This window comes from Microcystis sp. M079S1, from assembly GCF_020246425.1.
Taxonomy (GTDB): domain Bacteria; phylum Cyanobacteriota; class Cyanobacteriia; order Cyanobacteriales; family Microcystaceae; genus Microcystis; species Microcystis aeruginosa.
The window spans coordinates 18,035-36,517 of sequence record NZ_JADBSZ010000089.1 but is presented as its reverse complement, the minus strand read 5'-3'; the positions used below and the strand labels follow the sequence as shown (position 1 = coordinate 36,517).

Here is an 18,483-nt window from a genome sequence, read left to right as displayed (position 1 = left end):
GTCTGCTGAAAAAGTTTGTTGGTGGGGGCAGGGTGTGGGGTGTAGGGTGTAGGGTGTGGGGTTTTACCGATTTTGAGGGGGTCAATTACCTAATTTTCAGGGAAAAAGTACCTGAATTTTACCCCCGATCCCTCCAATGGTCGGCACTTTTTGAGGTCAAAAAAGTCTAAAAGCCTTATCCAACAAGGTTTTTAGATTTATTCAGCAAACCCTAATTAAATTATCTCTCGACTGATAGGAGTTAACCGCAATGACAGCAGAAACCCTTGCCTATTCCCTCGAATCTGTCCTCAAGGAAATTAAAGATTAAAGATTAAAGATGGTATTAAAAGTGTTGATCGAAAGCTAGACCCTTTCCAGAAAGATGTTGACCAAAAGCTAGACAATCTCGAAAAAAGTTTTGACCAAAAGCTAGATAATCTCGAAAAAGGTTTCGAGCAAAAGCTAGAAACCTTACAGAAAAATGTCACCGATGTCAAGATAGGACTAGCAACTTTAACAGAGAAAGTCGATAGTATGGATAATCGACTGATCAAGGTGGAAGGAACCCAAAGTAACCAAATTTGGACATTAATAACTCTCTTGAGTGGTTCCTTGATTGCTGTGGGGTTCCGTGCTTTTTTTATGGGCAACAATCCCTAGGCGATCGCTGTAGAGTAACGAGACTTTCTCGCTTGTACCACCCGACACGCTGCCCCCAGGAAAAACTTTTTCGGCAAGCCCCTGTTTTTTTATACACTTTTACTAAATAGTTTGAGTTATAAAATAACCGGCATGACTCAACCCACACCGCGCCCTAGTGTCTTAATTGTCGATGATTTGCCCAATAATGTGCGGCTATTGTCGATTATGCTCACCGAGAAGGGATATCAGGTACGCAAAGCGATTAATGGACAGATGGCCCTGAATACAGTGCGATCGCTAATTCCCGATCTGATCCTCCTCGATATTAATATGCCCGATCTCAATGGTTATCAAGTTTGTGAACAGTTAAAAGCTGATGAAAAAACCAGAGAAATTCCCGTGATTTTTATCAGCGCTCTTGATGATGTCTTAGATAAAGTCAAAGCTTTTCAAGTGGGAGGTGTCGATTATATTTCTAAACCTTTTCAAGGGGAAGAAGTGATGGCCCGCATTGAAAATCAATTAACTATTTGCCGTCAAAAAAAACAACTACAAAACGAAATTAAAGAACGTCAAAAAACTGAAGAAACTTTAGAAATTTATCTTCATGCTGTCTCTCACGATCTCCGCAATCCCGTGATCGGGATGTCAATGATCTTAAATAATTTAATTAAAAATTCTCAGGGAGAAACTAAAGAAGTATCCCTGAAGATTTTACAACAGATGGCCAACAGTTGCGAGCGACAATTAACTTTAATTGATTCTCTCGTCGAAACCCGACAAAATGATCTTTGGGGAGTTTCCCTAGAACTAAAGCCTTTATCTCTCTACGAAATCGGTCAACAAATCGGTCAGGAATGGGAGTTAAGATTAAAGGAAAATCAAGCAACTTTAATTAATAATTTTTCCCCCGATTTACCCTTAGTTAATGCCGATGCTCACCATCTCTGGCGAGTTTTTGAGAATTTATTAGCCAATGCCCTTAAACACAATCCCCAAGGGATAATTATCACTTTATCCGCTAGACTAGAGGGCAATTATCTCCGGTGTACTATTGCCGATAATGGGGTGGGAATTAGCGAAACCCAGAGAAAACAATTATTCGATCGCTATCAACGAGGCAATAATAACAATCAGATTAGTTTAGGACTAGGTTTATATCTATGTCGTCAAATTATCCATGCTCACGGAGGCGAAATTGGCATTATGAATAATGACGAAAAAGGTTCACAATTTTGGTTTACTTTGCCCTACTAAGCTGTTGACTAAGTAGGTAGATGTTAAAAACTTTCAGACACCCCCCTTATCAAGGGGGGATTAAGGGGGGATCTATCTTCAATTTAATTATAACCAGCTACTTATCTACATTACTCGTTAAGACTGTCTATGAGCAGGAAGAGCCAGTTTGAGCATTTGTTTTTTCCTGTTACCGGGGAAAGAAAGGGCTAAGATCTATTTAGATCAACTATCTTCACTTGCCATGGCCGCTAATGCCGACTATTCTGCCCATTCTAGCCTTAACTTGCAACAACCTTGGCATACCTATCCGGTGGAAACCACCCTATCTATCCTCGGTAGTTCGGCTGTTAATGGCCTCAATAGGGAGCAAATCGCCGAAAGAATTAAATATTATGGCAAAAATGAACTACAAGAACGTCCAGGGCGCAGTAATTGGCAAATTCTCCTAGATCAGTTTACCAATATTATGCTCCTCCTCTTAATTGCCGTGGCCATAATTTCCGGAGGACTAGATTTACTGGCATTACAGCGCGGTCATCTGGCTAAAATTGGTGTTCCCTTCAAAGATACGATCGCTATTTTAACAATTGTCATCCTCAATGGTATCCTCGGCTATCTGCAAGAAAGTCGCGCCGAAAAAGCTCTGGCCGCTTTAAAAAAACTTTCCTCTCCCCAAGTTAATGTTATCCGCGAGGGCCAACGCACAGAAATAGACGCGGTTAATCTCGTCCCCGGGGACATCATGCTGATTGAAGCGGGAACCCAAATCAGCGCCGACGGCCAAATTATCGAAGCTTTTAACCTGCAAATTCGCGAATCGGCCTTGACAGGAGAGGCAAATAGTGTTAATAAATCCGCCTCCATTGACCCCTTAGACAGGGATACTCCCCTTGGCGATCGCTTAAATTTTGTCTTTACCGGAACAGAGGTACTGCAAGGCCGGTCCAAGGTCATCGTTACCAATACGGGGATGACCACGGAATTAGGCAAAATCGCTCAAATGTTAGCAACAGTCGGCAATGAACCCACTCCTCTCCAAAAAAGAATGACTCACTTGGGTAATGTCCTTGTTGCTGGTTCTCTCATTCTAGTGGCCCTAACTATTACCATCGGCCTGATCAATGCCGGTTGGTCGGCCCTAGAGGAATTAGTGGAAGTTTCCCTTAGTATGGCAGTAGCCGTCGTTCCCGAAGGATTACCCGCAGTTATCACCCTAACTCTCGCCCTAGGTACCCAACGCATGGTCAAACGTCAGGCCTTGATTCGCAAACTGCCGGCAGTAGAAACCCTTGGTTCCGTTAATGTGATCTGTTCCGACAAAACTGGGACGCTAACGGAAAATAAAATGACCGTGCGGGAGATAGAGACAATTAATCGCAATTTTTCGGTGACAGGGGAAGGATATAGCCCAAAAGGACAATTTTTAGACTCCGAGCAACGGGCGATCGATCCCAAAACCGATCTAGAATTACATCATCTTTTAATTGCCAGTATCCTCTGCAACGATGCCAGTTTAGACCTCGATAACGGTCACGATAGCATTTTAGGCGATCCCACGGAAGGAGCCTTATTAGTTTTAGGGGCGAAAGCGGGCTTAAATTTATCCCTAACCAAGCAAGAGTTCCCTAGAATCGCTGAAATCCCCTTTTCTTCTCAAAGAAAGCGAATGTCGGTCATTTGTCAAGGAGTCAATCCCGTACTATTTACCAAAGGTTCCCCGGAATTAATCCTTGAACAGTGTCTCTCCTATCAATCGGGATTAGAAAGTCTTCCTTTTGGGGATGGGGAAAAAGAAAAAGTCTTAGTCGCTAACAATGCTATGGCTAACAGGGGTTTGCGAGTCTTAGGATTAGCGTATAAAAACCTGATTTATCCACCAGAATCAACTGAAATCAGCGAAGATGCCCTAATTTGGTTAGGAATGGTCGGTATGATCGACGCAGCGCGACCGGAGGTACAAATCGCCGTGGCTAGGTGTCGAGAAGCGGGAATCCGTCCAATCATGATCACCGGCGATCATCAATTAACCGCTCTAGCGGTGGCTAAAAGTCTTGGTATTGCCCAAGCAGGAGCTTTAGTCATCTCAGGGCGAGAATTAGATAAATTATCACCAATTCAGCTAGAAAACATCATTGACAAAACTAACATCTATGCCCGTGTCTCCCCCGAACATAAATTAACTATTGTCCGCGCCTTGCAAAAAAAGGGTAAATTTGTTGCTATGACCGGAGATGGGGTGAATGATGCTCCGGCCCTGAAACAAGCAGATATCGGCATTGCCATGGGAATCGCCGGCACCGATGTCACCAAAGAGGCTAGTGATATGATTCTCCTCGATGATAATTTTGCCACTATCGTCGCTGCCACGGAAGAAGGGCGAGTGGTTTATAACAATATTCGCAGTTTTATTAAATATATTCTCGGCAGTAATATCGGGGAAGTGATTACTATCGCTGCTTCGCCTCTTTTGGGTTTAGCTACTCCTCTCACTCCCCTACAAATTCTCTGGATGAATTTAGTTACTGATGGTTTACCCGCGTTAGCTTTGGCAGTGGAACCCGCTTCTCCTAATATTATGCGTCGCCCTCCTTTTAGTCCCCAAGAAAGTATTTTTGCTCGCGGTTTGGGTAGTTATATTGTGAGAATTGGGATTATTTTTTCGATTATTAATATCACTCAAATGTTAATCGCTGTGCGCTTGGATCCGCTTTTTGGTAATACCGGTTCATGGAAAACTATGGTTTTTACTACTCTCTGTTTAGCTCAAATGGGTCATGCCATTTCCGTGCGATCGAGCGATCATCTTACCATAGAAATGAATCCTTTGACTAATCCCTATCTCTGGGTAGCAGTAACCCTGACGACAATTTTTCAACTGATGTTAATCTATGTTCCTGCTCTGCGGGATTTTTTCGGTACTCAATTTTTAACTAAAGAAGAATTATTAATCTGTTTGGGATTTAGTACCTTGTTATTCGTTTGGGTGGAGTTAGAAAAATTATTTACTCGTTGGTATCATCGGCGATAATCAGGGGGCTTTTTTCATTGTTCAGTAAACAGTGAATTGAAAACTCAAATCCCATAACTGATAAACCCCATCCACAGGGAAAACCGTAGTTTGGCTTTTTTAGCTACGATTCTTATATAGGGTTTGCGGCAAAAAGTACGGGCGAAGCATTCGGATAGAAAATCTACGGTTTCATCGATAGGTTATTGCCCGAATGCTTCGCCCCTACAGGACGCGGGCCGATGAAGACGCAAGGTTTTGAAGCACGATTCTCTCAAAATCTTGCACCTGTTTCCAGAGAAAAGCCAGAAAGCCCCTACCTTGCCTACATTTCACATTTATTCAGCAAATCCTACATAGTAATAATTTTAAGGTTTAGTGCCTTGGCCGTGAAATTCCAGTTCTCTAGCTGATTGCGATTTGGCTTACTATTAAAAATTGTTTTGATCTAAGATTGAATCAGCAATATTTTATTGGGAGTATCAAACAATGGAACCAGTTTCTCTGATTGTCGCCGCCTTGACTGCCGGTGCGGTTGCTGCGGCTAAAGATACGGCGGAAAAAGGCGTTAAAGATACATATCAAGGTTTGAAAACCTTGATTAAGCGTAAGTTTACTAATGATGCTTTAGCACAGGCAATGGTAGAGGCAAAACCAGAGGATATCAAGAAAGCTGAAGGTTTGTTAAAAGATAAAATTGTCGAAGCCGGGGTTGATAAAGATAATGAAATCACTAAATTAGCCCAAGATTTACTAGACAAGCTCCAAGAACAACCCGGTGGACAACAAATTATCACCCAAAATATCAGTAATGTTAAATATGCTGCTACCTCTGGCACGGGTAATGCTAGTATTAGCGGCATCACCGAGCATGGCACATCTAAGGATGACTGAGACTGTATTTTAATTAATCAGGATGGTTGATATGTCAGAACCAAGCGAAATTCAACAAAATATTACAGAAGCTCAATATGCTGCTACCTCTGGGACTGGCAATGCAACCATCACGATTACCAATTACTATTATCGAGAAGAAGCAAGAATAGCCCCTGCTGATTCTGCCGATGTTGCCGATGATAAACTGCCCTGTCCCTATCGTGGCTTGTTTCATTTTGGGCCAGGAGATGCAGAATACTTTTTTGGGCGCAAAAGCTTTATTAAAACCCTATTTCAGGCAACCCAAACCCGTAATTTTATCCCCCTATTAGGTGCGTCGGGAAGTGGTAAATCCTCGGTGGTTTTTGCGGGATTAGTCCCAAAATTGCAACAAGAAAGTCACTGGCAGTTTACCCATTTTCGTCCTGGTTCTGACCCTTTTCATGCCCTAGCTTTAGCATTAGTTCCCCTTTATACAACTAATTTAAATGAGACAGAACGCCTCGCCCAAGCGCGTCAGTTAGCCAATTATTTGCGTGATGGCGATATTTCTTTAGCTGACGTTGTTGCCCAAATCCAACAGAATTATCCCAGTGAACGGGTGCTGGTAATTGCCGACCAATTTGAGGAACTTTATACCCTCTGTCCTGATGAAACAATCCGTCGTAATTTTCTCGATAAATTAACTACATCCCCTTTTGAAAGGGTAGGAATGGTGTTGGTATTAACGATGCGGGCGGATTTCTTGGGGAATGCTCTTTCCTATCGTCCCTTTGCTGATGTCTTGCAAAATACCGACTTGAAATTGGGGCCGATGAACCGAGAAGAACTCACAGAAGTTATTGAAAAACCGGCGCAAAAATTGGGGGTGACATTTGAAGCGGGACTGGTGGAGCGCATCCTCAATGATGTGGAGAGTGAGCCGGGGGATTTGCCATTACTAGAGTTTGCCTTAACGGAATTGTGGCAGCGGCGACAGGGCCAACAGTTAACCCATCTGGCATATACAGAAATTGGCCAAGTGCAGGGTGCTTTGGCCCGCCATGCCAATGAAGAATATGACAAGCTGAGTGAGGCGCAACGGAAAGAGGTGCGGCGCATTTTCATCCAATTGGTACGCCCAGGGGAAGGCACAGAAGATACGCGGCGGCTGGCGACAAAAGCGGAATTGGGGGCGGTAAATTGGGCGCTGGTGAAACAATTGGCGGATGCGCGTTTAGTTGTCACCAGTCGCAGTGAAGAGGCACAGGTGGAGACGGTGGAAGTGGTGCATGAAGCACTGATTCGCAATTGGGGGGAATTGCGGGGCTGGATGGACACAGACCGGGTTTTTCGCGCTTGGCAGGAGCGTTTGCGGGGGGCGATGGGGCAATGGCAAAAGACGCAGGGGGATGAAGGCTCATGGTTGCGCGGGGCGGCGTTGGCGGAGGCGGAAGAACAATTGAAGCAACGCCCAGAAGATATCAGCCAAAGTGAACAGGATTTTATCAGGCAGAGTCTCCAAGAGCGAGAACGGATAAAACAAGCCGAAGCAGCCCGCAGGCGGCGCGAAATTAGAACCGCTTGGGGGATTGCGGCGGGTTCCTTGGTGGCGGTGGTGGTTAGTACGGGATTGGGTTTGATGGCTTGGAAACAAACACAACAAGCGGAACTCAATCTGGCAAATGCTCGCGGGTTTTCTTCCTTGTCTTTGTTTGATAGAGGAAAAGAATTAGATGCTTTCGTTGAAGCAATTAAGGCAGGAAAAACTCTACAAAAGCAGCAGGCATCCGACAAGGAGGTGATGAATGCCTTACAGGAACTTCTCAACCGGAAAAGTGAACGCAATCGCTTAGAAGGGCATGGTAGCTATGTCCATAGCGTTAATTTTAGTCGTGACGGCAAGACTTTGGTGAGCGGTAGTGATGACAAAACTATCAAACTCTGGAATGTAGAAACAGGCCAAGAAATCCGTACCCTCAAGGGGCATGGTGGCCCTGTCTATAGCGTTAATTTTAGTCGTGACGGCAAGACTTTGGTGAGCGGTAGTGATGACAAAACTATCAAACTCTGGAATGTAGAAACAGGCCAAGAAATCCGTACCCTCAAGGGGCATGGTGGCACTGTCTATAGCGTTAATTTTAGTCGTGACGGCAAGACTTTGGTGAGCGGTAGTGATGACAAAACTATCAAACTCTGGGATGTAGAAAAACCCCAAGAAATCCGCACCCTCAAGGTGCATGAAGGCCCTGTCTATAGCGTTAATTTTAGTCGCAACGGCAAGACTTTGGTGAGCGGTAGTGGTGACAAGACTATCAAACTCTGGAATGTAGAAACAGGCCAAGAAATCCGTACCCTCAAGGGGCATGGTGGCCCTGTCTATAGCGTTAATTTTAGTCACGACGGTAAGACTTTGGTGAGCGGTAGTGGTGACAAGACTATCAAACTCTGGAATGTAGAAAAACCCCAAGAAATCCGCACCCTCAAGGGGCATAATAGCCGTGTCAGAAGCGTTAATTTTAGTCGCGACGGCAAGACTTTGGTGAGCGGTAGTTGGGACAACACCATCAAACTCTGGAATGAGTCAACAGGCCAAGAAATCCTCACCCTCAAGGGGCATGAAGGCCCTGTCTGGAGCGTTAATTTTAGTCCTGACGAGGGCAAGACTTTGGTGAGCGGTAGTGATGACGGGACTATCAAACTCTGGAATGTAGAAATAGTCCAAACCCTCAAGGGGCATGATGACCTTGTCAATAGCGTTGAGTTTAATCCTGACGAGGGCAAGACTTTGGTGAGCGGTAGTGATGACGGGACTATCAAGCTCTGGGATGTAAAAACAGGCGAAGAAATCCGCACCCTCCATGGGCATGATTACCCTGTCAGAAGCGTTAATTTTAGTCGCGACGGCAAGACTTTGGTGAGCGGTAGTGATGACAAGACTATCATACTCTGGGATGTAAAAACAGGCAAAAAAATCCACACCCTCAAGGGGCATGGTGGCCTTGTCAGAAGCGTTAATTTTAGTCCCAACGGCGAGACTTTGGTGAGCGGTAGTTGGGACGGTACTATCAAACTCTGGAATGTAAAAACAGGCAAGGAAATCCCCACCTTCCATGGCTTCCAGGGGCATGATGGCCGTGTCAGAAGCGTTAATTTTAGTCCCGACGGCAAGACTTTGGTGAGCGGTAGTGATAACAAGACTATCACACTCTGGAATGTAGAGACAGGCGAAGAAATCCACACCTTCGAGGGGCATCATGACCGTGTCAGAAGCGTTAATTTTAGTCCCAACGGCGAGACTTTGGTGAGCGGTAGTTATGATAAGACTATCAAACTCTGGGATGTAGAAAAACGCCAAGAAATCCACACCTTCAAGGGGCATGATGGTCCTGTCAGAAGCGTTAATTTTAGTCCTAACGGCAAGACTTTGGTGAGCGGTAGTGATGACAAAACTATCAAACTCTGGAATGTAGAAAAACGCCAAGAAATCCGTACCCTCCATGGGCATAATAGCCGTGTCAGAAGCGTTAATTTTAGTCCCAACGGCAAGACTTTGGTGAGCGGTAGTTGGGACAACACTATCAAACTCTGGAAGGTAGAAACAGACTCGAATTTATTGAATTTAGATGCTTTAATGGGGCGTAGTTGCGATTGGGTGCGGGTTTATTTGCACAATCCTAATTCTGATGTTAGGGAGGAGGATAGGGGTTTGTGTGATGGGATTGGTACAAAAAATTATCGGACTAAGAAGATTTGGTCATGACTTTCACGAAAGAATAGAGCTAACCAGCTAGGGTAAAATTAGGGTTTCGGCTTATCCTCAACTCAGGTTAACTAGGAATAGGCCGATTTATCTTGCTAAGGCTATATTTTGAGCAACTTTTGTCAACTTAGCCACAAACAGAAACATCAATCGTAGGGTGCGTTAGCCAAAGCGTAACGCACCCATTTAATAATTAAGTTGGTGCGTGGGGTGCGGATTATTAATTGGTTTTTTCTCAGAGATTATCGCCGCAAACACGCACCCTACAAGAATTTATAAAACTAAAATCAACACAGATAAATGTATTAGTCATGATTTTCTCTATCACAATTTCTTCCATCAATTGCCGATCTCTTTCTTCTCTCAACCGCTTGGATAACCGAGAAATAACCCGTTTAAAGTCATATCCCCCCGTAAGCAAAACTAGCTCGACTTTTGTGCTTTTCTAAGCATACTGCCTAGTCAGGTTAAATAAAACTAAAGCTATTGAGAGAGAAATAAAAATCTACACTTCAACCAAATGAACCCAACTTAGAGAAGATTTAACGCTGTTAAATAAGCGTTTATCGCTAGGGTATAAATTTGCTTGAAATCGTTGAGCTAATACTAGATAATGGGCATCATAAGTAGCAGGAAGATTCAAGGTTTGCGAAATTTCTATTGCTTGGTAATGGAGGTAATGATCTCCATGAAACTGAATGGGTAAATCTAAGACTTCTGTAAGGAGGGTTTGCGCTTCCGTCTCCAAAATTTGACCAGCTTTTTTCAGACGATAAAATACGTTAGTGACTTCGTAACATAATAAAGTTGGTGCAATCACTAAATTTTCCTCGGTCATCCATTTTTGCCAGAGTTGACTGTACATTGTTACAGAAGGTTCAACCGTTGTTAAACGAACTATAAAACTAGAATCAACACAGATAAATGTATTAGTCATTATTTTATCTATTCACTCACAATTTCTTCCATCAATTGCCGATCTCTTTCTTCTCTCATTTGATGAATAATTTCAGTAACATCGGTTTTAAATGGTTTTCCCTGACGACGTTCATAAATGGCTTTTCGAGTTGCGTCAATTCGTTCTAATGCAATTTCCCAAGAGGGGTGATCTTTGAGTTTTTTTCCTAACAATTCTTGTTCTTCTAGGGACAAGGATTTAATTGCCTTAACTAGAGATTCCACGAGTTGAATATTCATTTTTTTTACATCTTTGACTAAAATTATCGGTGTTTATGAAGAGTTATTATAGCCTAGTCTTTGAATTATAACAAAGAGAGGCAAACTCCGTCATTTACGTCCCCAATTCATCATCAATCAAAGTTTACCGTTTGGATAACCGAGAAATAACCCGTTTAAAGTCATATCCCCCCGTAAAAAAAATTAGCCCGACTTTTTTAACAATTGTCGGCAAAATTTTGCTTGCTTTTTTCACGGCTTTTTGCCATAATATTTTTATAAGACTTTATATATAATGGAGTGGTGGAGTCCACCGAAAAATGCACTGATTCCCATTATAAGAAAAGTATAACCGAAGCCGCCGCCCAAGTCAAGGGATTACTCCTCTTTTTTTTGAGAAGTTTTCAAAGAAAAAAAATCAAAGAGGCTGCCGGAGATATTCGGTTTTTCTTCACTATTTGGGCGAAAAAACCCTTTTAGGATGCCTATAATAGGAGAGAGAAAGGGTTAAAAACTAAAAAAAAATGGCGGAGAGAGTCCAGAAAATCCTTGCCCAGTGGGGAATTGCCTCCCGAAGAAGGGCGGAGGAGATGATCGTAGCCGGCCGGGTGAGACGGAATGGCAAAATCGTGCAGTTAGGAGAAAAAGCCGACCCCGAAAAAGATCACCTAGAAATAGACGGAAAAAAAATTGAACCGGCCAATCGTCCCAAAAGATTGTATATACTGGTCAACAAACCCATTGGTGTGGTTTCTACCTGTAGGGATCCACAAAACCGGCCGACGGTAATTGACCTTTTGCCCGACTCCCTCGCCAGCGAGACGGGGTTACATCCCGTAGGCAGGTTGGACATCAACACCACTGGGGCTTTACTCCTCACCAACGACGGTCAACTGACCCTCACCCTCACCCATCCCCGTTATCATTTGCCCAAAACCTATCGGGTTTGGCTAGATGGCGCGATTGATAGACTTGCTCTCCAGCGTTGGCGAGAAGGTATCCTCTTAGAGGGAAAAAAAACCTTACCCGCACAGGTTGAGATACTCAAGCAAACCGACCAAAAAACCCTACTAGAAGTTATTTTAGTGGAGGGAAGAAATCGGCAGATTCGCTCTGTAGCCGAAGAATTAGGTTATCACGTCCTGAAACTTCATCGCAGTGCCATCGGTCGTATTCAACTAAACTCCGGTAATAATTCCCCCTTACCCTTGGGTCATTACCGTTTTTTAACCCTTGATGAACTGAAATATTTAAAGAACCAGATTAACTAAGCTGAAAGTCAGCCCCTAATAGCGATATGTTTCGCCTTCTCCAATCACAACTTGATCCCCAGCATAAACAGCGCACCAAATTACTGGAAATCGGCGTTTATTTGCAAAAAAATCGCCTAGAACAGTCCCTTTCTCTCGAGGACATTGCCCAGAAAACCCTAATCCCGCGCCATCGCCTAGAAGCGCTGGAAGCGGGGGATTTGGAGTCATTGCCCGAACCGATTTATATTCGTTGGTTAATCAAACAATTTGCTGATAGTCTGTCCCTGGATGGTGAGACGATTAGCCGACGTTTTCCCACCAAGGTCAATAACTTTTTTAGGGGAACAAAACCGTCTTTATCGCTGCCGAGTCTTCAAATTCGCCCGATTCATCTCTATTTTCTCTATTTAATCTTAGTTATTGGTTCCGTACAAACCCTATCCCACGTCCTGCAAAAATCGGTACTGCAATCGAATCGCCTACCGCCGCCTTCCTTGCCACAACAGCAAATTGTCCAACCGAAAAGCAATCCCCTTCAACCGGTAGCCAACAAAACCAGCAATAATCAGCAGCTGGTGGTGGGGGTAAAACTGGAGGATGACTGCTGGCTGCGGGTGGTGGTGGATGGCAAGACAGAATTTGAGGGTGTACTGCCCCAAGGAAGCCATCGCACTTGGCAAGCAAACCGAGAATTAACCGTGAGGGCGGGTAATGCCGGCGGGGTTTACGTTGCCGTTAATAATGCCCATGCTAAACAACTGGGGCAACCGGGCAAGGTCGAGGAAGTCACCTACCGGGCAAATTGAGCTAATTTATGCAAAAGGTTTTTTCACCCCTCGATCGCCTTCAGGGAGGGTTAATCGGGGCATATATTGGGGAATCCTTGCATAATCAGCCCCTAATACCAGCCTTTAACTATGAGGCGACACCGAGGACGATCCTGCTTTTGCAAGCTCTGCAATCTCAGGAGGATTTTCCCCTTGCGATCGCAGCCAAGCAGCAGTCGGAATCGGCGTTATTATTTGTGCTGTTGCCGGAGATTTTAACCTGGCCCGACCATGGGGAACGTTGGCAAGCTAGATTAAATTTTTGGCTGAAAAAGGGCTTAATTTCCGAGTTAACCCGACAAGAAGCGATAATTTGGGGAGAGGCTGTAGGTCTGTTATTACGGGGAAAAAGGCCTTTAAATCAGTTAATAGGGCAATTGCTAACTATTAACCCCAAGAATAAGCTATTAGAGCAGATTCAGTCAGCTTTAGGGCAAAATCATCCCTTAGAGTCCATTTTATCGGCTTGGGCGAAAGATAGCTCCCCTTTAGGAATTGCGATTGCAGCTTCTCTCTATACCTTTCTGCAAACGAACGAGGATTTCGCCGTTAGCGTGCGTCGCGCTAATTCTAGTCCCTATCAACGGCAATTAACCACCACTTTAGCGGGAATTTGGGCGGGATTGTACAACGGTATCGAGGGGATTCCCCTAGCTTGGCGGCAAAATTTGCCGAAAGAGCCAGTTAAACAGCAATTAATCGATAAAGCTGGGGAAATCTATCGAATTTCCCTGGGCATATCTTCTCATCTTGTCCTATCTCCTTATACTGCCGTCGCTTACGGGGGAACAATCCAGCCCCGTCCTAGCTTAAAATTGGTCTCTCAAGATAAGTAGGGTTTGCTGAAAAAGTTTTTCCTGGTGTGGGGTGTGGGGTGTGGGGTGTGGGGTGTGGGGTTTTACCCATTTTCACCTGGTCAATTACCTAATTTTCAGGGAAAAAGTCCCTGAATTTTCCCCCAATCACTCCAAAGGTCGGCACTTTTTGAGGTCAAAGAAGTCTAAAAGTCTTATCCAGCAAGGTTTTTAGATTTATTCAGCAAACCCTACTTAGTTTGAAAGATATTTTGTACCATTTTTTTATCCAAACCCGCGGCAATTTTATCTAATTCTGCTATTTCCCCACTGTCTAAACTCCATCCTAAAGCCCCTAAATTATCCTCAGCTTGCCGAACATTTTTAGCTCCGGGGATAGGAATTGTTCCCTTACAGATACACCAATTTAAAGCAACTTGGCTAATGGTTTTATTTTTAGCTTGGGCGATAACTTCTAGACAACTTATCAGAGGCGAAATAGCGGGAATTAATTGACTAAAAAGGAAGCGACGTAATCCTGGAGGTAAGTTTTTATTATCTCGATATTTCCCCGTTAATAACCCCAAAGCTAAGGGACTATAGGCAATAATTTTAATGCCCAATTGATCACATAGTTCCTTTAATCCTAAGTCAGTGAGAGGATAGGTAGAAAGGAGAGAATACTGTACCTGTAAGCTGGTAATAGGAATGCCGCGACTGGCAAACTTTTGATAGGCAGACTTCAATCTTTTCGGTCCAAAATTGGATAAACCGACTCCTTTAACTAACCCCTTTTCCAGACAATCCCCCAATCCGTCTAATAATCCACTCTCCTGCCATGGCGCATAATTGCCTGTTGACCAGTGCATTTGCACTAAATCCACCGGGCGACCCAATCTGGTTGCCGAAGCTTGACAAGCTTTCACCATGGCATGACGGGTTAAACGCCAAGGATAAGGGGCGAGTTTGGTGGCAATACGGATATTATCGGCGTTATAACCGCTATATTCCCCTGTAAAGCGTCCTAATAGCTTCTCACTCTGTCCGTTGAGTTTGCCTGTGCCGTAGGAGTCTCCCGTATCAAATAGGGTGACACCCCGCTCGACGCAGAGATTAAAAACCGCTTGTAACTGGCTATCCATACTCTCATCATAACCCCAGAGAAGACGATTTCCCCAGGCCCAAGTACCGCAGCCCATGGGGGGAAGAGATAGAGTTTTATCTGTGACTGTTAAGGGATTCATGGGTCAGTTTCTCTGGGTTTTTTCTCAAGCTTTCAGAGAGATATTTTACTACTAAATCTGGTTATTAAAGACTGATTATTTATTCCCCTTTTTGACTTTTGCATGAGTAGAAAACGGGTTTCTCCGAGAAACCCGTTTTCTGTACTAAATCGACTTGGGTTTTTGTTTAACAAATAATCCCCGCAACCAATAGTAAAAACTATCGATATAAGTAAAGATTACCGGCACAACCACCAAAGTTAACAGGGTGGAAGTGGTAAAACCCCCAATAACAGCAATTGCCATCGGTGCGCGAATTTCACCATCTGCACCCAAAGCTAAAGCAATCGGTAACATCCCGGCAATTGTGGAAACGGAGGTCATAATAATTGGTCGTAAACGAGAGACTCCCGAATCAATCATCGCCTTAAATTGCGGTTTCCCTGACTCAATGCCACTCAGGGCAAAATCTACTAACAGAATCGCATTTTTAGTGACTAATCCCATCAGTAAAACTATGCCAATTAAAGCGTATAAACCTAACTCTTTTTGGGTAATTAAAAGAGCGATTAAAGTACCACCAATCGATAAAGGAAGGGAAGTTAAAATCGCTAGGGGATAGAGAAAATTGTTATACAATAAGACCAGAATCCCATAGATAGAAATAATTGCTAAACTTAACGCCCCCAAAAAACGAGCAAAGATATCGCGCATAATACGAGCATCACCAAAGGGTTCTTCTGTCACCTCTGGGGGTAGGTTTTTCATGATTGGTAAAGCGCGAATTTGTGTCACCGCACTTCCCAAAGAAACTCCCTCTAAATTAGCTCCAATATTAACCTGACGTTGACGGTTAAAGCGTTGAATTTCCGCAGGTCCACTACCTAAGCTAATTGTCGCCACCGAGTTAAGCGGGACTAACGTCCCATTACTGCTAGGAACGCGCAAATTTTGCAGAGTTTCTATCTCGCTGCGACCATCGTTGGCAATTTTCACCCGGATGGGAATTTGTCGGTCAGCAAGGTTAAATTTAGCTAAATTAAACTCATTATCGCCGATTAAAGCTAAAGACGCAGTACGGGCGATCGCTCTGACCGAGACTCCCTGATCGGCAGCCCGGACAGGATCCGGTTGAATAATGATCTCCGGTTTAACTAAACTTACCCCAGAACTGACCTCGACAAAACCGGGTAAAGCCCGCATTTCTCGCTCTAATTTTTGGGCAGTTTGGGTTAAAATATCGCCATTTTCACTTTTTAAAATAATAGCGACATCCTTAGTGCTTCCTGCTCCCCCCTGCGCCCGAAAACTAACTCTAGCACCAGGTATCTTCTGGAAATCCCGGCGGGTTTGTTCCTCAAATTGCCGTTGAGTTAGCGATCGCTGTTCCTTAGGAACTAAATTAACATATATTAACCCCGTATTTACCCGTCCCGAATCTCCCGGAATAGCCAAAACATTAGCGACGGCGGGATTTTTTTGCAGTAAACTATTCACCTGATTAGCCACGGCAACAGTATCATTCAAAGTCGCACCGGGAGGCAATTCTAGGCTGATTGTACTTAATCCAGTATCCCCGGAACTAAATAATCCTTTCGGAATCAAGGGAACTAACTGTAAACTACCGATAAAAAAGGCCAAAGCCGCCAATAAAGTCAGGATTCGATGACGTAGGGACCAAGTTAACAAACTTTTGTAGGGACGAAAACGGGGGCGCGAGGAGGGATTATCATCACCAGTTTTGAGCTTTTTCGGCTGTAGAATATAGGCACTTAACATCGGGGTGACGGTGACAGCGATCAAACTGGAAAATAGGGTAGAAACCGCCACAGTAACGCCGAAAGGTTGAAAGAATTGCCCCGGCACACCGCCCATAAAAGCAACCGGCAGGAATACCGCTATAATTGCCGCAGCACTGGCTAAAACGGCTAATCCAATCTCTTTTGAGGCATCAAAGGCCGCTTGCAAGGGTTTTTTACCCATAGCTAAATGTTGATCGATGTCCTCCACCATACACACCGCATCATCCACCAGATTACCCAAGGCTAAAGCTAACGCCAGTAGGGTCATACCGTTAAGAGTATAATTTAGGGACTGCATCACCCAAAAAGTCGGGAAAATCGACAAAGGCAGGGCCAAACCCGTGATAATCGTGGCGCGCCAATTGCCTAAAAATAGACCCACCGTGATCACCGTCATCATACAACCAATCAGGAGATCGCTCAGAAGGCTTTCGTAACTAGCACGAATTGAGTCGGCACGGGTAAAAATTAATTGAAATTTAATATCTTCGGGCAGTTTTTTCTTTAAATTCTCGATTTCTTGACGTACTGCTGTTTCTACCGTGACCAAGGTGCTGCCAGTCCCCCGTAAAATCGAAAAACCCACCACTGGCTGCCCATCTAAGAGGGCCATTTGTCGGGGATCGCTGGAACTATCACTAACTGTCCCTAAATTGCTTAAGGGGACGGTATCACCGTTAGGTAAAGAGATTTGATAATTTCTTAAATCTTCGATCGTTTCAGCGCTGCCGAGGGTGCGGACAGTTTGTTCACTGCCACCGATTTCCGATCGCCCTCCGGGTAAATTAATATTAAAACTACGGATTTGGTCATTAACCGCCGTGGCCGTGATACCGTAGGCGATCAGACGACCGGGATCTAAATCTACACGCACTTCTCGATCGACTCCCCCAACGCGATCAACTCGTGCTACCCCCGGCACTCCCGTTAAAGCGCGGCCGATTTGACGATCGACTAGATCACTTAATTCGGCGATCGATCTTTTCGGGGAGGAGATGGTATAGTTCATCACCGCCCCCCCGGCAAATTCTAAACGTTGGACAATTGGATCATTAGTATCTTGGGGTAAATCCTGCCGAATTTGTGCTATGGCATTACGCACATCATTGGTAGCGCGATCGCTGTTAGTGCCAAGGATAAAGTTAACGGTGGTGGTGCTGCTGCCTTCGTTGATGGTAGAAGTAATTTGATCGATATTACCCAAAGCAGCCACCGCATCCTCGACTTTTTTGGTGACTTGGGTTTCCAATTCCTCTGGACCGGCGCCGGGTTGATTAACGGTGATAATCACGGCCGGAATGTCAATATTAGGAGAGCGATCGATCCCTAATCCTAGAAAGGCAATGTATCCCATTAAGGCCATAACCAGGGAGATCAGGATCGTCGGAATGGGATTTTTGATAGACCAATTAGAAATATTAAAAGCCATAATTTCAGTTATCAGTTATCAGTTATCAGTTATCAGTTATCAGTGGGTAAGTTATCAGTTACCAGATGTGAGTTTTCAGTTACCGGTTATCAGTTATCAGTTTTTGGTTTTTGGTATTTTCTTGGCAGGTTTTTAGAATAGCCCAAAGCATTTTACCAATTTCCTCCGCATCATCATTGATACTTTGAAAGGCTCTTTCCTCTATGTAATTCGTGTCTTTCAATAGAGACAGCCAATACTTTGTTTCTAGACATTCCTTATAAGCTATTGACATTTTAGCTCGAAAATCAGCTTGAGAAATAGCTCCATTAGCCTCGGCATGTTAGCCCCGATTGAAGTGCCACTCCTTAATAGCTGTTTTGACAAAACATATTCTTGTTTAGTCTCACACAAATATTTATAGCCTTTAACAATCCTAATGGCAAATTTATAAGCTTTATCATAAACTTTACTCTCCATCCGTTTGCCCCGCTACCGATCACTGATTACTG

At 44.1% G+C, this 18,483-nt stretch carries 11 protein-coding genes and 2 pseudogenes; 8 read left to right on the top strand and 5 right to left on the bottom strand.

The window, feature by feature from the left end; all coding sequences use genetic code 11:
• Positions 1-250 precede the first annotated feature (250 nt).
• The 5 genes and pseudogenes from IM456_RS05665 (at position 251) to IM456_RS05645 (ending at position 9,488) form a co-directional block, all read left to right on the top strand.
• A pseudogene (locus IM456_RS05665) lies at positions 251-642 on the top strand (hypothetical protein).
• Between the two features lie 132 nt (positions 643-774).
• Complete coding sequence (locus tag IM456_RS05660; RefSeq protein WP_149986285.1) at positions 775-1,881, top strand: hybrid sensor histidine kinase/response regulator; 1,107 nt, start codon at positions 775-777, stop codon at positions 1,879-1,881.
• A 223-nt stretch (positions 1,882-2,104) separates the two neighbouring features.
• A complete protein-coding gene (locus tag IM456_RS05655) occupies positions 2,105-4,891 on the top strand; it encodes a cation-translocating P-type ATPase (protein ID WP_287693163.1) in 2,787 nt (928 codons plus the stop codon).
• A gap of 468 nt (positions 4,892-5,359) precedes the next feature.
• Positions 5,360-5,764: a Het-E N-terminal domain-containing protein gene (locus tag IM456_RS05650; RefSeq protein WP_002794940.1), complete on the top strand. Its 405-nt coding sequence runs from the start codon at positions 5,360-5,362 to the stop codon at positions 5,762-5,764.
• Positions 5,765-5,795: 31 nt separating this feature from the next.
• Positions 5,796-9,488 (top strand): nSTAND1 domain-containing NTPase, encoded by a 3,693-nt coding sequence (locus IM456_RS05645; protein WP_287705211.1) that lies wholly within the window; start codon positions 5,796-5,798, stop codon positions 9,486-9,488.
• Between the two features lie 505 nt (positions 9,489-9,993).
• Here IM456_RS05645 and IM456_RS05640 read toward each other — a convergent pair.
• The gene (locus IM456_RS05640; protein WP_287693153.1) at positions 9,994-10,425 is read right to left on the bottom strand and encodes a type II toxin-antitoxin system VapC family toxin; all 432 of its coding nucleotides are present in this window, start codon (positions 10,423-10,425) and stop codon (positions 9,994-9,996) included.
• 8 nt (positions 10,426-10,433) lie between these two features.
• The gene (locus tag IM456_RS05635; protein WP_002796964.1) at positions 10,434-10,685 is read right to left on the bottom strand and encodes a hypothetical protein; all 252 of its coding nucleotides are present in this window, start codon (positions 10,683-10,685) and stop codon (positions 10,434-10,436) included.
• Between the two features lie 503 nt (positions 10,686-11,188).
• On the opposite strand from IM456_RS05635, the gene IM456_RS05630 reads away from it, so the two are divergent.
• From IM456_RS05630 to IM456_RS05620, 3 genes are read left to right on the top strand one after another with little or no spacing between them, the layout of a single operon-like run.
• Positions 11,189-11,935, top strand: a complete 747-nt coding sequence (locus IM456_RS05630; protein WP_079209038.1) for a pseudouridine synthase — start codon at positions 11,189-11,191, stop codon at positions 11,933-11,935.
• Between the two features lie 26 nt (positions 11,936-11,961).
• A complete protein-coding gene (locus tag IM456_RS05625; RefSeq protein WP_287693152.1) occupies positions 11,962-12,723 on the top strand; it encodes a helix-turn-helix domain-containing protein in 762 nt (253 codons plus the stop codon).
• Positions 12,724-12,731: 8 nt separating this feature from the next.
• Positions 12,732-13,580 carry an ADP-ribosylglycohydrolase family protein gene (locus IM456_RS05620; RefSeq protein ID WP_287693151.1) on the top strand — a complete coding sequence of 283 codons (849 nt, stop codon included), beginning with the start codon at positions 12,732-12,734 and terminating at the stop codon, positions 13,578-13,580.
• A 209-nt stretch (positions 13,581-13,789) separates the two neighbouring features.
• Here IM456_RS05620 and IM456_RS05615 read toward each other — a convergent pair whose 3' ends face one another.
• The 3 genes and pseudogenes from IM456_RS05615 to IM456_RS05605 form a co-directional block, all read right to left on the bottom strand.
• On the bottom strand, positions 13,790-14,782 hold the full coding sequence (locus IM456_RS05615; protein WP_287693150.1) for an aldo/keto reductase: 993 nt from the start codon (positions 14,780-14,782) through the stop codon (positions 13,790-13,792).
• 144 nt (positions 14,783-14,926) lie between these two features.
• Positions 14,927-17,992, bottom strand: a complete 3,066-nt coding sequence (locus IM456_RS05610; protein WP_287693149.1) for an efflux RND transporter permease subunit — start codon at positions 17,990-17,992, stop codon at positions 14,927-14,929.
• Between the two features lie 79 nt (positions 17,993-18,071).
• A pseudogene (locus tag IM456_RS05605) lies at positions 18,072-18,451 on the bottom strand (four helix bundle protein).
• Positions 18,452-18,483: the final 32 nt, after the last annotated feature.

What these genes read in the sequence shown, in the direction of transcription:
- IM456_RS05660 (WP_149986285.1), top strand. Translation starts at nt 775, where the DNA reads ATGACTCAACCCACACCGCGCCCTAGTGTCTTAATTGTCGATGATTTG.
- IM456_RS05655 (WP_287693163.1), top strand. Translation starts at nt 2,105, where the DNA reads ATGGCCGCTAATGCCGACTATTCTGCCCATTCTAGCCTTAACTTGCAA.
- IM456_RS05650 (WP_002794940.1), top strand. Translation starts at nt 5,360, where the DNA reads ATGGAACCAGTTTCTCTGATTGTCGCCGCCTTGACTGCCGGTGCGGTT.
- IM456_RS05645 (WP_287705211.1), top strand. Translation starts at nt 5,796, where the DNA reads ATGTCAGAACCAAGCGAAATTCAACAAAATATTACAGAAGCTCAATAT.
- IM456_RS05640 (WP_287693153.1), bottom strand. Translation starts at nt 10,425, where the DNA reads ATGACTAATACATTTATCTGTGTTGATTCTAGTTTTATAGTTCGTTTA.
- IM456_RS05635 (WP_002796964.1), bottom strand. Translation starts at nt 10,685, where the DNA reads ATGAATATTCAACTCGTGGAATCTCTAGTTAAGGCAATTAAATCCTTG.
- IM456_RS05630 (WP_079209038.1), top strand. Translation starts at nt 11,189, where the DNA reads ATGGCGGAGAGAGTCCAGAAAATCCTTGCCCAGTGGGGAATTGCCTCC.
- IM456_RS05625 (WP_287693152.1), top strand. Translation starts at nt 11,962, where the DNA reads ATGTTTCGCCTTCTCCAATCACAACTTGATCCCCAGCATAAACAGCGC.
- IM456_RS05620 (WP_287693151.1), top strand. Translation starts at nt 12,732, where the DNA reads ATGCAAAAGGTTTTTTCACCCCTCGATCGCCTTCAGGGAGGGTTAATC.
- IM456_RS05615 (WP_287693150.1), bottom strand. Translation starts at nt 14,782, where the DNA reads ATGAATCCCTTAACAGTCACAGATAAAACTCTATCTCTTCCCCCCATG.
- IM456_RS05610 (WP_287693149.1), bottom strand. Translation starts at nt 17,992, where the DNA reads ATGGCTTTTAATATTTCTAATTGGTCTATCAAAAATCCCATTCCGACG.